Annotated in this window: 4 protein-coding genes and 1 tRNA gene; 3 read left to right on the top strand and 2 right to left on the bottom strand. The window is 61.2% G+C overall.

The genetic code is table 11. The annotated features are described in order from the left end of the window. Positions 1–389: 389 nt before the first annotated feature. Positions 390–941, bottom strand: a complete 552-nt coding sequence (locus DXC52_RS08835) for a LemA family protein (RefSeq protein WP_082421874.1) — start codon at positions 939–941, stop codon at positions 390–392. Positions 942–1,152: 211 nt separating this feature from the next. Between DXC52_RS08835 and DXC52_RS08840 the strand changes: the two genes are divergently transcribed. Continuing rightward, complete coding sequence (locus tag DXC52_RS08840) at positions 1,153–1,737, top strand: TetR/AcrR family transcriptional regulator (RefSeq protein WP_052044212.1); 585 nt, start codon at positions 1,153–1,155, stop codon at positions 1,735–1,737. Positions 1,738–1,740: 3 nt separating this feature from the next. Here the strand turns inward: DXC52_RS08840 and DXC52_RS08845 are convergent. Further along, a tRNA-Ser gene (locus DXC52_RS08845) sits at positions 1,741–1,830 on the bottom strand. 51 nt (positions 1,831–1,881) lie between these two features. Here DXC52_RS08845 and tadA point away from each other — a divergent pair. Continuing rightward, the gene (gene tadA / locus DXC52_RS08850; RefSeq protein WP_117746954.1) at positions 1,882–3,663 is read left to right on the top strand and encodes a tRNA adenosine(34) deaminase TadA; all 1,782 of its coding nucleotides are present in this window, start codon (positions 1,882–1,884) and stop codon (positions 3,661–3,663) included. Between the two features lie 440 nt (positions 3,664–4,103). Then, on the top strand, positions 4,104–15,939 hold an 11,836-nt coding region (locus DXC52_RS08855; protein WP_158554634.1), incomplete at its 3' end, for a Spy0128 family protein.

Genomic DNA, 15,939 nt, shown 5'->3' on the forward strand with positions numbered 1-15,939 from the left:
CGTGGGTTATACCCTAAGAGCAAACCACCCTTTTTAAGGGTGGTTCTGATTTTGGTTCGCGCCATGTGGGGGTGGTGGCGACGTGCATTTTTGCGAGTATTCTGCAATCGAAGGCCCCTGCATACCGGCTTTGGGCAAAAAATCGGGAGTTCTCGATGTTTTCTACGAATGATGGGCGGGGTTATGGGCTGACAGCGTTTGATTTGCAGGGATATTCGCGGTCTTTGGCATTTATCGTGGCGTCCGAAGCTCTTGGTTATGTTGAATACTCCTAAAAATGCACGGCGCTTAGAGGGGGACCTTCGCGAAAAAGGAAACTGCCCCGTCGAAGTATGCATTCGACGGGGCAGTTTATGCATTTGGTCGATTAAGGATGCGCTGCCAAACTACTAGAACTTGACGGTCGGGGCCTGGCGGGCTGCTTCGGCGGCCTCGAAGCCCTGGCGCTCCTTAAACTGGAAGATGCCGGCAAAGATGACAGCCGGGAACGTCTGAATGGCGTTGTTGTAGCTGAGCACGCAGTCGTTGTAGCTTTGGCGTGCATAGCTAATCTTGTTCTCGGTATCCTCGAGCGATGCCTGCAGCTGCGTAAAGTTGGTGTTTGCCTTAAGATCGGGATAGGCCTCGGCTACGGCGAAGAGCTGACGCAGCGCACCGGTCAGCACGTTGTCGGCTTCCATCTTGGCCTCGGGCGTAGTGGCCTTGACGGCGGTGTTACGCGCGCTGATCACGGCGGAGAGCGTCTCCTGCTCGTGCTTGGCGTAGCCCTTGACGGTCTCGACCAGGTTGGGGATCAGGTCGTTGCGGCGCTGCAGCTGCGTATCGATGTTCTGCCAGGCGTTATCGATGCGGTTACGCTTGGTGACCATGTTGTTGTAGATGCCGGCGATGGCGCAGACAATCACAATGACAACAACGATGCCGATGATGACGGTAATCATGATGTCTCCGTTTCGAATGGCCGCGGCGGCATGCGCCAGCTGCCGTTGGTATAACGCTACTAGTATACCCGCAACGTTTTGCCGTGCCGAACTTTCCGGTAAGCGTTGTGTTTTCGGCGGGGTTGGCACCGGGGCAAAGCGCGCGAGGTACAGGTGTAAGATATGCGACAGATTGACGAGTGTTGTCTTTGCCCTGAGGATGGCGATACCAGTGGACCTTCGCATTAAGAAAACCTACCGCGCCCTGTTCGATGCCTTCACCGAGCTTCTCGAGGAGCATCGTTTTGAGGACCTGACGGTTGCCATGCTGTGCGACCGCGCCATGATTCGCCGCACGACCTTCTACAAGCACTTTCGCGACAAGAACGATTACTTTGCCTTTTATATCGATGAGCTCATGTCGGGCTTGCCGCAAAAACAGCCCGATGAGGCCGGCGCGGTGTCTGCCGAGGACGTGCGCGCGCTTCGACACGCGATTTTGGACGATGCCATGGATTTGATTCTGGCGCACGAGCGGCTCATGGATAACATTTTGGCGAGCAGCATGTCGGGCATGTTGACCAACGTTATTTGCGACCGCATTGCCCGCTCCATCCGCGAGCGTGTGATGAACGTGCTTGCCGAGGATGCCCTGGCCCCCGTGTCACTCGAGACGACGTCTGAGTTTGTCGCCGGCGGTATTATTCGACTTTTCACGATATGGTGGGAATCGGGCCACGATCTTGAGCGTCGACCTGAGATAGCCGACGTGGTCGATGCGCTGTTTGAGCGGACCATGACACCGGTGCATCACTAGGAGTGGCGGAGAGAGGGGGATTCGAACCCCCGGAACGCTCTCGCGCTCAACGGTTTTCAAGACCGCCGCATTCAACCGCTCTGCCATCTCTCCGTGAGTCGTAATGATAGCATCGTTTTGAATTTGCAACAGGGAAGGCGAACGATGACGATCACCGAAATCGACGAGAAGTTCATGCGCGAGGCGCTGGCGGAGGCGCGCGCCGCCGCGGCGGTGGGCGAGGTGCCCATCGGTGCCATAGTGGTGCGCGACGGCGAGATCGTCGCGAGGGCGCACAATCGGCGCGAGCTCGACCAGGATCCTTCGGCTCATGCAGAGTTCGCGGCCCTGTGCGCTGCCGCTCGGTCGCTCGGTCGCTGGCGCCTTTCCGATTGCACGGTCTACGTGACGCTCGAGCCATGCTGCATGTGTGCGGGGCTTATGGTTAACGCGCGCGTGGGGCGTTGCGTGTATGGCGCGGCTGATGCCAAGGCGGGCGCGCTGGGTTCGCTATACGACCTCAATGCCGATTCGCGTCTGAACCATCGCTTTAATGTGACGGCCGGCGTGCTGGCGGACGAGTGCCGCGCGGTGCTGAGCGGCTATTTTGCCGGTTTGCGCGGCGCGGATTCCGGCGGCTGCGGCTGCGGGTCCGATCTTGAGGCGCATGCCGCTCATGCCGTGGCGCTGGCTGATGCCGACGAGATTGCTGGTGCGGCGGTCGACTTTGGCCCCGTGCAGCGCCGACCGCGTCGCGTGCTGCTGGCGATCGACTCCTTTAAGGGCAGTGTGTCGAGCGCGCAGGCGGAGTCGGCGGTTGCCGAGGGCGTGCGCCGCGTGTGGCCCGATGCCGAGGTGAGCACGCTGCCGCTGGCGGATGGTGGCGAGGGAACGCTCGACGCCGTCGCCGCGTGCGGCGGCGAGATCGTGACCTGCGAAGTGGCAGGTCCCTTGGGCGATCGCGTGTCTGCCCGGATGCTGGTGGATGGCGAGCGCGAATCGGCTGTCATCGAGATGGCCGAGGCTGCGGGTATTGGGTATTCGCCTTGCACAGAGCCGGCGGCACTGGCTGCTACAACCTATGGCATGGGCGAGCTGATGCTCCGCGCGGTTCGCGCGGGGGCGAAGACGCTATATATAGGACTGGGTGGCAGTGCCACCAATGATGGCGGTGCCGGCATGCTGCAGGCGTTGGACGCGCGTTTGGTTGATGACCACGGCTGTGATATTGCGCCGGGGCTCGCGGGCCTTGAGCAAGTGGCCGGTGTTGATCTGGTGCCGGCGGTGCGGGCGTTGGATGGCGTGCGTATCGTCGTGCTTTCGGATGTTGAGAATCCGCTCGTGGGACGTCGCGGCGCACTGGCGGTGTTCGGCGGGCAGAAGGGCCTGCCGACAGATGATGCCGAGATGCTGAGCAGGTGCGACAGCTGGATGGTCGGCTACGGTCGCTTGCTCGATGCGGCGATTGCCGAGGCTCGAGCTCAGAGGCTGCTGCGCGTGCCCGAGGGCGCACGGACATTTGGCTCGGTACTCGGCGTGCCCGGCGCGGGTGCTGCCGGTGGGCTGGGCGCCGCGCTGCTGGCACTTGGCGCCGAGCTGCGCTCGGGCGTGGAGACAGTACTCGACCTTGTGGGATTCGACGAGCGCGTGCGCGATGTGGACCTGGTCATAACGGGCGAGGGCAACATGGACGAGCAGTCCGCCGCCGGCAAGGCTCCGGTGGGCGTGGCGCGTCGCGCCAAGCGCTTCAGCAAGCCGGTGGTCGCCGTCGTGGGCGGTCGCGCCGACAACCTGGATGCGGTGTATGGGCAAGGCATCGACCTTGTACTGCCGATCTGTCGCAAGCCCATGAACCTGGAGCGGGCGCTCGGTGCGCAAGAAGCCACTGCCAACCTCATCTGCGCCGGCGAGGCAGCCGCTCGAGCCTACGGCCTCGGCCGTATCTAAAACCCATCCCTCAATAAGTTGCGGTGAAATAGTTCCTGTTTTTGCGGTTTGAGCAGCCAAACAGGAACTATTCCACCGCAACTTCGAGCAGTCATTTTTGGACGGTAGGGGGCAAGGATTGCCGGTGGATTTATTTCGGCGGGTCCCCTTGGTGGCGCGAATGGTTCGCTTTTATGCCTGAGTGGCAACCTGATGCGGAATTTCGGGTCAGCCAAATTGCTACAATTTTAAACATATAGCGATGACCCGCCTTGCGTTTCTGCGCGGGGGGGGGGCGTATATTTGCATCGATGGGGACGACGACACACATATAACGAGCTACTGCTTGCCGTCCTCATGGATTGGGGAGGGCCTTCATGAATCGCTTGTGTGCGAGAGTTCGAGAAATATTGGAGCCTTTTGGCGAGAAAACCAATACTGCCAAGCGCGCCTTAAGGGTTTTGGCCGTCCCGCTGGCGGCGTGTGCGCTCATGTTTGGTGCGACGAGCGCGTCGGCCGATCAGACGGTTCCCTATAGCAACCATACCGTGCAGACGGTGAATCCCACCGGCACCACGGTCAATCTGTTCGACTACTGGGTCGTGAACGGCGATAACGATAGCTCGAAGAACACAAACAATGACAACAAGAATGACAACACCGGCATCAATAAAGACCGTCAGCTCAAGTTCAATGGTGGTGCCGGTACGGGCATTAACAAGTGGACGGGCAAAATCGGTACTGCTGGCTACGGTCGCCTACAGTTTGTTAAGGACCAGCTTGTAAAGGGCTATCCGGAGATCAAGGCTGGCACCTACGCCTCCCAAGGCCAGGGTGTTAACTACACCGACGAGTCGCTGGCTTATCTCTTTAATAATGACAGTCAGGCAAATGGCAAGCAGGATGGCAAGGCTGTCTACAGCAACGTGAAGGGCCTCTTCCAGCTCAAGGATGGTTACTACGTCTACGACTCGTACGGCTCTAACGGCAACTACGCTGTGTATAACTTCACGACCAATTCCTTTGACGTCTACGATAAAGCGGGCGTATATAAGGGCGATGCGAGCAAAGAAACCAATCTGGGCCAGTTCTTTCCCTTTGACTCTGCAAGCAAGGTTTTTGATGAGAACGGCAACAACCTCTCCCCTAAAAAGATCGTTGATGGAAGCACGGATCTCAACCATCACTTTGGCATGTCCATGACCACGGAGTTTGTCCAGCCTAACGGTGGCAAGACCACTAAAGGCGAGGACATGGTCTTTGAGTTCTCGGGCGACGACGATGTGTGGGTGTATATCGACGGCGTGCTCGTGGGCGATCTGGGCGGCATTCACGAGAAAGCAACGCTTAAGATTAATTTCGCCACTGGTGAAGTAAAAGTCGGTCATGTCGACGGTGCGAATGGAACCAAGAAGGAAATCGAAAATACCACCATCAAGGCGAAGTTCGACGCCGCCGGCGCAGATACCAAAAACTTCCGCGACAACACCTTCCGCGACAGCACCAAGCACACGCTGAGCTTCTTTTATCTGGAGCGCGGCGCGGGCGCATCGAATATGTCGCTTAAGTTCAACCTCACCACCCTGCCGTCGTCCGAGGTCGAGAAGGTCAACCAGAACGGCGAGGCGGTCCAGGGCGCCGAGTTTGCCTTGTATCGGTCGGATGCCAACTGGAACACGCAAGGCGAGGCCATCGCCCTGGGTACGACGGACGACAAGGGTCAGCTGGTGCTTTTGAAGCCGGGTGGCTCGGTTCTCTCGTTCGACGAAGAACACAACACCAATCATTGCGACTACTTTGTACTCAAAGAAGAAAAGCTGCCTGAGGGATACCGCTCGAGCTTGACCTCGTCGACCACTGCAACGCCAGGCGAGCTGCACCTGCAGTACAAGCAAGCTGCGGCGAGTGGCTCGGGTGGCGTGGTTGTTGCACCGGAAACAACGGTCACCATGGCCGACGGCGCAACGCAATGGACGGGTAGCCGCATGTGGCTCAACGGCGGCTATCTGGCCGCGAAAGAGACCATATCTCTCGATAAAGAAAAAAAAGACAATAAGGGTAACGCCATTAGCTCGGGTGCGACCTTCGCTGTCGTGCTTAAGCTCACCGGTGCGAGCGAGGACCATAAAAGCGAAAATGCATGGACGCCAGTCACGGGCAATCCGCTCGATGGCTACAAGCTGTGCTCCAAACACGGCATTGAGGGCGCGGTAGGGGCCGCCAAATCGGCGGACACGAGCGTCTTCGCCGTCAACACCAAGGGCGACTACGAGGTAACGGTTAGGTCGTTGCCCGGCGATATCGAGAAGTACGCCGCCATGATGGAAGACAAGACCAAATCCGAATATACCGTGGCGGTCTACCACACCACGGCGTCGTCTCTGGCAGAGGCAACCACGGAGAACACCTCCATGGTTGAATACCAAGCGACAAACAGGCAGTTCTCAACCGTGATCCACCTCACGAACGTTCAGAACCGTCTGTTTGTGCAGAAGGTCGATGACCTGGGCAAGCCCGTGAACGGCGCGACGTTTGAACTGTACAAGGCCGAGGACGTTACCGGCAATAGTCCTAAAACCTATGCCATTCAATCGGGTGCCGAGCCGTATGACACCGTGCAGGCAAACGGCATGACCTATCCGTATGACATTGAGGGTGCTGCATGCTTCCCGCTCGATTCGACAAAGCATAAGCCCCTTATCAAGGGTACGTACTATCTGCGCGAATCGTTGAGCCCGGATGGCTACGAGTCAAATACCACCATTACCAAGGTGATCGTGGACGATTCGGGCGTGTATGTTGATGCCGGCGAGGAGAACGACGGCGTGCGTAGTATGAGCGGCCCGGGCTCGCTCATTGCCTCTCTGGCGCAGTTTGGTTTTCCCGATTCGATCGATAACACGCTTACGCACATCAAGGGCAAGCTGCAGAGCGCAACTGGTATGGATGCCAACGGAAAACTGACGTGGGGCCAGACAAGTACCGCCAAGGGCGTGACGCCGACTCTTGCGGACGGCCTGATGCACATGCGCTATGACAAGACAATGCAGGGCACCAAGACCGTCTTGCGTTATGTCGAGGACAAGGGCGTCCGTGACGGCCAGCTGGCGACCATCTATGCCGACACGGGCATCAACCGCATGGCCCTCTACCAAGACGATGACGCTAACGGCACTGACCTCGGCACGCTTCAGCTCAATCATCTCTTTACCACGGCAACGGCCGTGCAGTATACCGATCGTCGCGTGGCACGACTGCAAGTGACCAAGACCGTGACGGCAGACAATGGCCTTACCGCGCCTACCAAGGACGCGAGCAACAACGACCTGACGTTTACATTTAAGTTCACCCTGCCGGAGTCCCAAAAGGGCTACGAGGCACGCGTATTCGATGCGAACGGCAATGCCGTGGGCAACTCCTTCACGCTCAAGAACGGCAGCACCCATTCCATCAAGGCCGGCGAGACCATTCGCGTATACGACCTTAAGAAGGACGACAGCTATAGCGTGAGCGAGCTCACCACCAAGGGCGAGGAGTCCAATGGCAACGTGCTGGCGAGCATCGTTAACACGGTGACCGGCTCTGCCGACGAGTCGGTGCTTCCGGCCGGCTTTAGACTCGTTAGCCGCATGGTCGGCGGCGAGGAACAGTTCGGAACCGGCAACACCATCACGGGCACGATTGCCACGCTCGAGGACGGACAGATTCCTGCCAGCAACAAGCTCGAGTTCACCAACAAATACAGCGCCAGCCCCGTAACGCTCGATGCCCAGAATGGCCTGAGCGCCAAGAAGCTGCTCAAGGGCCGCAATTGGGCCGATGGCGAAACCTTTACCGCGCAGCTTACGGCCGACGGCGTCGTCCCCATGCCCAATGGCGCCAAGAGCAAGGTGTCGACGGTCGAGCTCACCGAGGATGACCAGCCGGCAACGTTTGGCGACATCACCTATTACAAGCCGGGCACCTACACCTATACCATCCAGGAGGGTATCCCCGAACCCGACGCCAGGGCAGACGGCATAAGCTACTCTGCCGCCGTCTATACCGCGAAGGTCGTGGTGGAGGACAACCAAGCTGGTGCTCTTGTCGTTAAGAGCGTGACGATGAAGCAGGTGCGCGACGACGGAGGCACCGAGAAGGAAGTCGAGGTCGCCGGTAAGGTCGCAACCTTCATCAACCGCTACGATGCGCACGAGTCGAAGATCCCCATCCAAGCTAAAAAGACCCTAGTCGACAACGCGGGGACGTTCCCGCTTGCCCAGAACGCCTTTAGCTTTACGCTCGAGGGCATGGGTGGCTATGCGGATGTCAATGCGGTGTTCAACCCCGATACGGTCGATAAGAGCATGACGGCCCCCATGCCCCAGGGCGCCGAAGACAACACCATGAAAGTTGGCAACGTCGATGGCGCGGTGAGATGGCCGGATATCTCTTATACCGCCAAGAAAGATGCGGGGCGCGCCTGCGTGTACAAGTTCGCCGAGGATCCCGGCAGCGTTGCGGGCATGACCTACGACGGATCGGTCTATTACGCCGTAGTACGCAACGCCAAGAAGGGTGCCGGCATCCAGACTTCGATCGAGTACTACAAGATCACAGAAGACGGCTCGGTAAAGCAGCTGGACAACAACGCCACGCCTTCCTTTACCAATATATATAGCGTGGAGCCCGTGAGCGTTACCCTGCAGGGTCAGAAGACCGTGAGCGGTCGCGACTGGAACCAGGGCGAGAGCTATACCTTTAACCTTGCCGCCGCTGCGGACGATGCCAGCGCAACTGGCCTGGGCAAGACCACAAAGCAGGCGGTAACGGATGGGGCCATTGCCATCGGCACTAACCAGGCCGTCGCCAGCACGCCCGAGTCGGGACGCGTTGCCTCGTTCTCCTTTGGCACCGAAGCCGCCCCGACCGTGACATTCAACCGCGCGGGCACCTTTAGCTTCAATATCACCGAGAATGTCGCGCTTGGTGCCCCGGCGAGCATGTCCATGGACAAGCACACCGCACGCGCGACCGTTGTAGTGACCGATCTGGATGAGTCGGGCAACCACACGGGCAAGCTGCGCGTGTCGAGCGTGACCTACGCCAACACCGGTGCCTCCGATGCGGACAAGCTCGTAACCGACAAGGCTGCCTTTACCAACGCGTACCATGCATCGGGTACCTTTGATGGCGTGACGGTGAGCAAGACCCTTGAGGGTCGCGCCTCTACCGCGGGCCAGTTTACCTTTGCCGTGACGGGCCTTTGGTACAACGGCGTTCAGACGTCGGTCGATGGCTCCGAGGCCAGCCTGTCCAATAAGGTGGCAGGGGCCGGCGTGTCCGGCGCTGTGGTGAGCGCAAGCGGGGAAGAGAAGCTCTTTGCCCGCAAGCTCACGGAGCAGGACCTGGGCCATACGTTTGCCTATCGCATCCACGAGAACCAGCCTGTGGCCGCCGGCTACACCTATGACACCGGCTACACCGGCGACGCCATCGTGCTCGTTAAGGTTCTTGCGAGCGAAAACAACCCCGCCAAGCTCTACACCGTGACGACCGTGCTCAAGGGCGCGGGTGTGACGGAGCTGCTGGGCGATACCGGCGATGCGAGCGCGTTGACGGACGAAAAGATTGCCGAGCTCAAGCAAGATTCGCATACTTACGTGCAGCAGTACGATGCAAGTGAGACCGGCGCCACGACGCCTGCTGTCTCGTTTGTGAACCGTTACACGGCAAGTCTCGACTATGGCGCCAATGGCGGTTTGCAGATCGAGAAGACGTTGACGTATCCCAAGGACGCGACCATTTTTGGCTCGCCTAAGAGCACGTTCCGTTATATCGTCAAGCCTGCTGACGAGACGTCTGCCAGCAAGGTTGGCATTTCCACGAATGGCAAGGTCTTTGAGACCGCAAATGTCGAGGCCAACGCTCCCAAGACCGTAAGTTTGGTACCTGCGGGCGGGCTGACCTTCACTCAGGATGATGCCGGCAAGACGTTCACCTATACGGTGAGCGAGATTGACGACAAAGCGACGGGCTATACGTACGACGAGACGGTCCATACGGTTAGGGCCGTCGTAGCGGATAACGGCGACGGCACGCTTAGGGTCACGACATCGGTAAGCAAGCAGGTCGATGGCAAGGACGAGCTCGAGGGCCAGTGGATCTACCCGTCGGATGCGACGTCTACCGGTGTCGCGACGGTCAAATTCAAGAACACCTATACGGTCGCCGAGGCAGCAACCTATACTCCGTCCGTGACCAAGGTGGTTGCCGGTGCCAATGCTCCGGACAAGTTTACCTTTGCCATGACCGCGGCCGATGATGTCACCAAGGCTGCTATCGACGGCAAGCTCATCACCGGCTCTTCGATGAGTGCGGAGAACGGCTACGCTGAGAAGAAGCAAACGAAGGAGGGCCTCAAGGACGGGGAGCACTACCAGCTTGACTTCTCGAAGCTCACCTTCAACAAGCCGGGCACGTATAAGTTCGCTATTAACGAGGTGGCTGCGAACAGCGGTCTTGGCGAGTGGAAGTATGACCAGCACGTCTATACCGTGACGGTCACCGTAACCGATGAGGGCGGCAAACTTGTAGCGCGTGCCGATGGCACGACCGGCTCGGAAGGCTTCATCTTTACCAATAGTTACCAAACTTCAACGAGCTACGAGCTCCAGGGCGGTTTGGAGATCGTCAAGACGCTTAACGGGCACGATCTGCATGCCGGCATGTTTGGCTTTACGGTGACGGGCGAAGACGATGCTTCAATCGAAAAGCTCAACAAGCTGCTGCGCGCGGATGAGGGTGAGCTCACCGTTACGAACGATGAACCGCAGGCCGATGGCACGTCCCACACCGGTATTTTGGGCGGCCTGACCTTCGCGACGGGCGATGCGGACAAGACGTTTGCCTACAAGATTGTCGAGAATGGCGGCGGTAGGGGCGGCTATACATACGACTCCACCTATTGGAAGGTAGAGATTGCGGTTAAGAAGCGCGATAACGGTTCGCTCTATACCGTGACCACGGTCAAGCACTATGACGCCAACGACGTTGAAGAGCCCCGCGATGCGAATACCTTTAGCTCCGAGAGCGGTACCGCCAAGGCCCAGGTGTCCTTTACCAACAGCTACATCGCGACCGGAACATTCGACGGTCTTGCTGCCGAGAAGGTAATGGACTCCGGCGACAAGATTGAGGCGGGTCAGTATACGTTTGACCTGTATGCCGAGAAGACCGATGGCTCGCTCGAAAAGATGGATGAGGGTAAGACCCAGGCGAGCGATAACGGTATCGCCACGGTCGACTTCGGCAAGGTTAACTTTAAGCTTGGCGGCGCTCTCGGCGGATCCCATGAGCTGACGATTGACCTTGCTGGCGCTGTGAAGGATGGTGTTGCCACCAAGCAACACAATGCCGACCACACCACTACCTACAGCTTTAACCTGGTGGCAAAAGAGCGCTTGGCCAACCTGCCCGAGGGCGTGCGTCCCGTGGACACGTCCGCGACGTGCCGCGTGCTGCTCGAGGTGACCGATAACAACAACGGCAAGCTTACGTCCAAGGTGACCTATCGCAATGGTACCGAGAACGGCAAGATCGTCTTCCACAACACACGCGATAAGGTCAAGACGATCGGCACGGTTGCGAAGCCCGATGTGGACATCGACGGGCAGTTGCTCTCCGTGGGCGACTCCTACGTCTACACCATTAACTGGGTCAACACCGAGGCCGATGCCAATGGCAACTTGGTTCCGGCCAACGTGACCGTGACCGACAAGCTTCCTGCCGGCGTTGTGTTCGAGGCCTTTGAGGGCGAGTGTGCCGATAAGGGCGCCGCGAGCGGACAGTCGCTTACTTGGGACCTGGGTAAGCAACCCGCGGGCAGCCACGGTTCGGTGCGCGTGCGCGTCAAGATTACCGAGGACGCCGTGGAAGATGCCCAGGGCGCTGTCGGCACCGTCAAAAACGCCGCCACTATTACGGTTGGCAACAAGAGCTATACCGGCACCACGACCAACTACGTGCCCAAGAAGTCCGAGAGTGATGCTCAGGATTCGAGTGGCTTGGGCATTAAGCTGGGCGATGAGCTCACCTACACCATCGGCTACAAGAACACCGAGGGCGCGTCTGCCACGGTGAAGATCACCGATGCCGTCCCCGCGGGAACCGAGTTCGTAGAGTTCGCCGGCGACCATAAGGATGCCGGCTCCAAGGACAATGACGGCAGCCTTACCTGGACGTTGAAGGACGTTCCCGCAGGCAAGGAGGGCACGGTTCAGTTTAAGGTTCGCGTGACCGAGAACGCGTTTAAGAGCGGTGGCGCTTCGGGCGACATCTCCAACCAGGCGTCGGTGGCGGTCGGCAACAACCCTGCCGTCAAGACCAACACCACTACCGACGAGGTGTCTGACGGGCGCCTGACGTTGAGCAAGACGGTCACGGCCGCCGAAGGCATCACCGCGCCCAACAAGGCATTTACCTTTAAGGTGCTGCTCTATCAGGCCGATGGCACAACGCCTCTGGCCGGTACCTTTGCGTACGCCGGTCGTCCCAGCGGCACCAACGGCACCTATGTAAGCGGACAGATCAAGAGCGGTGGCACCATCGCGCTTAACGCCGGCGGTTCCGTTACGGTTACCGTGCCCGTGGGCGCGCACTACGAGGTACAGGAGCTCGACTCCAAGGGCAACCTCATGACGAGCGAGGACGGCTTTGCAGTTGCCGATAAGGCGAACACCCAGAAGGGCATCGTCGGACAGGCAACGCAGGTGGGCTTCACCAATATCTATAGCGTTGAGTTCACGAAGGTGGAGAACGCCTTTAAGGTCCAAAAGAAGATCTCCGGACGCAACTGGACGACGTCGGATGCCTTTACCATGACGCTGACCGCCCAGGGCGAGGCACCCATGCCCAAGGGCGCCCAGGACGGTGTGTCGACGATTGCGCTGAGCAAGGACGTTCAGGTCGGCAACTTCGGCACTATCGAGTACACCAAGCCCGGCACCTATACCTATGTGATTGCCGAGCAGGCGGGTGACGAGACGGCGCTCACCTTCTCGAAGGCCACCTATCGTGCCACCGTCACGGTGGCCGACGATGGCGCCGGTAAGCTGTTTGCCAAGACCAAGATTGCACAGCTGACCGACGATGCGGGCGACGCTGCTGAGCGCACGGTCGAGGCGGCGGTCTTTACCAACACCGCCAAGACCGGCAGCCTCACCGTCAAGAAGACGGTCGTCGGCGGCGACAGCCAGCGCGAGTTCGGCTTCACGGTCGCGCTGACCGACGGGGACGGCGAGCCCGTCTCCGGCACCTTCGGCAAGGGCGAGGACGCCGTGACGTTCGCGGACGGCAAGGCGACCTTCACGCTCAAGGACGGCGGGGAGAAGACCATCGCCGGCCTGCCCGTGGGCGCGTGCTACACCGTGACCGAGGATGCGGCCGAGGGCTACACGACTGCTGTTAACGGGGCTGACGGCTCCAAGGCCGAGGGCACCGTGACCGAGGACGGCGCGACCGCGGCGTTCACCAACACGTACGGTTCGGCCACCGAGGGCAGGGACGTCTCCACCGCGGGGCTCTTCACCAAGACGCTCAAGGGCCGCGACTGGGCCGAGGGCGACAGCTTCCAGTTCACGCTTACGGGCGAGGGCGGCGCCCCCATGCCCGAGGGCTCTGCCGACGGCTCCAAGACCGTCAGCGTGACGGCCGTCGCCGGCACCAAGGCGGGCGATGGGGTCGCCTTCGACTTCGGCCCCATCCGCTACACGCTTGATGACATCAAGGACGCCGGGTTCGCCGAGGTCGGCGGCAAGCGCGTGCGCGCCAAGACCTTCACCTACGCGGTGCGCGAGGTCAGGCCCGATGACGGCTCTGCCATCGCCGGTGTGGACTACGACGGCCACGCCGCCACGATGACGGTGACCGTGACCGACGACGGCTCCGGCAACCTCACGGCCACGACGCCCGCGATCGCGCAGGTGAGCGGCGGCGACTTCGTCAACACCTACACGACCGAGCTCGACTACTCGGCCCGCGCGGGCGTGCGCCTGTCCAAGACGCTCTCCGGCCGCGCCATGGAGGCGGGACAGTTCGCCTTCACCGTGACCGCCGACGCCGAGACGGCCGCCAAGCTCGGCCTCAAGACCGACAAGGATGCCTACGCCGTGGCCGCTGCCGATGACGGCGCGGCCGACCTGGTCGACCTCATCGGCGGTGCCGCGGAGAGCGACGTGAAGTTCACCGACGCCGACGCGGGCAAGACCTACAGCTTCACCGTCACCGAGACCAAGCTCGGCGGCGAGGGCTACGCCAACGACACCGCGCCGCGCACGGCGACCATCGCGCCCGCCTACGACGCCGCGACGGGCAGACTCACGGTCACGACCGCGGTTGCCAAGGACGGTGTCGAGGTCGCACGCAGCGAGGTCTCCACGGCAGATGACGCCACGTCGGCGCCCGCGCCCGTGACGGTCGCGTTCCAGAACTCCTACGAGGCCACCGGAACGCTTGGCGGCGAGGGCAACGTGGCAATTAACGCCACCAAGACGCTGACGGGCCGAGCCGCGGCGGCGGGCGAGTTCTCGTTCTCCGTCCGCGATGCCCAAGGTAACGTGGTCGCGACCGCGACCAACCAGGCCTCCGGCGACGGCGAGGCCGCGGGACTTGCGTTCTCGCCCATTGCCTACACTACCGACGCTCTCGAGCGGATGGTGGCGGACGGCATCGCCACCAGGGCCGCCGACGGCTCCTGGATCATTCCCTATACCGTATCCGAGGACGGCACGGACCGGCTGTCCGCGGGCGTGACGGCGACCGCCTCGAGCTTCGATATCACGGTCAAGGTGACCGATAACGGCAAGGGCGGGCTGGATGTGGCCGTGGCCTACCCCGCGGGCTCCGACGGCACGCTGTCGTTCGTGAACGGCTACGGCACCAACGAGGCTACAGTCGACCTCGCGGGCACCAAGACGCTGGCGCTCGGCCGGGCCGGACTCGGCCTCACGCAGGCCGACATTGCGGGCAAGTACACCTTTAAGATTGAGCCGCTGTGCGGCGCGCCCGCACCGGTCGACGCCTCCGGCAAGACGGTGACCGAGGCGACCAACGACGCCGCCGGCAACGTCGAGCTGGGCAGCGTCACGTTCAGGCAGCCGAGCGACCTCGATGACGTCGAGATCGACGGCGACGGCCTGCGCACCAAGACGTTCGCCTACCGGGTGAGCGAGTCCGGCTCGGTCGACGGCGTGGCCAACGACGCGGTGGCGTCCAGGACCTTCATGGTCAAGGTGGTCGAGGACACCAACACGGGCACGCTCGCCGCGAAGGTCCTGCCCGCCGAGGGCACGCCCGAGGGCAAGGGCGCGTTCGAGTTCACCAACACCTACGGCGTGGAGCCCACCCCGAGCTCCGTCACCGATCAGATCAAGGTGAACAAGAAGCTCAAGGGCCGCGACCTGGCCGAGGGCGAGTTTGAGTTCCAGCTGGTCGAGATCAACGCCGACGGCAGCGAGAGTATTGCGGCGACGGGCAAGAACGCCGCAGACGGCACGGTGGCGCTCGGCCCCGTCACCTATACCGCGCCCGGCACGCACAGCTACGAGCTGCGCGAGGTCGCCGGCGCGGCGGGCGGCGTGACGTACGACAGGGCGACCTACCGCGTGCACACGACGGTCACCGATGCCGGGAACGGCACGCTCACCGTCGAGCACGAGCTTGTGGATGCCGAGGGCAACCCCGCGGGCGATGACTCGGTGACGTTCACCAACGGCTACGAGGCCGCGCCCGTCACCCTCAAGCTGGGCGCCGCCAAGGTGCTCAAGGGCGCCGAGCTCAAGGCGGCGCAGTTCGGCTTCGAGCTCAAGAGCCGGGACGGCAAGGTCATGTCGACCGCCAAGAACGCCGCCGACGGCAGCGTCACGTTCGACGCGCTGACCTTCAAGCAGGCCGGTACCTACACCTTCACGGTGAGCGAGGTCGACGATGGCCAGGCACACGTGACCTACGACAAGGCCGTGCGTAAGATCGTCGTCACGGTGAGCGACGAGGCGGCCGACGGCTCCAAGACGGGCTACCTGTCGGCGAAGGTCTCCTACGAGGGCGACGCCAACCTGCCGCCGGTCTTCACCAACAGCTACGCCGAGGAACCCGGGACCCCCGGCACCCCGGAGAACCCCGGCACGCCGGGCGGCGGTTCGGGCGGCGGTTCCGATAACGGCTCCGGCAGCGGCGGCTCCGGCGGCGACGGCTCCAAGGGCGGCATGCCCGACACCGGCGACCGCAGCCTGCCGGCGACGGCACTCGGCGCCATGGCCG

Source organism: Collinsella sp. TF05-9AC, assembly GCF_003438495.1.
Classification (GTDB): domain Bacteria; phylum Actinomycetota; class Coriobacteriia; order Coriobacteriales; family Coriobacteriaceae; genus Collinsella.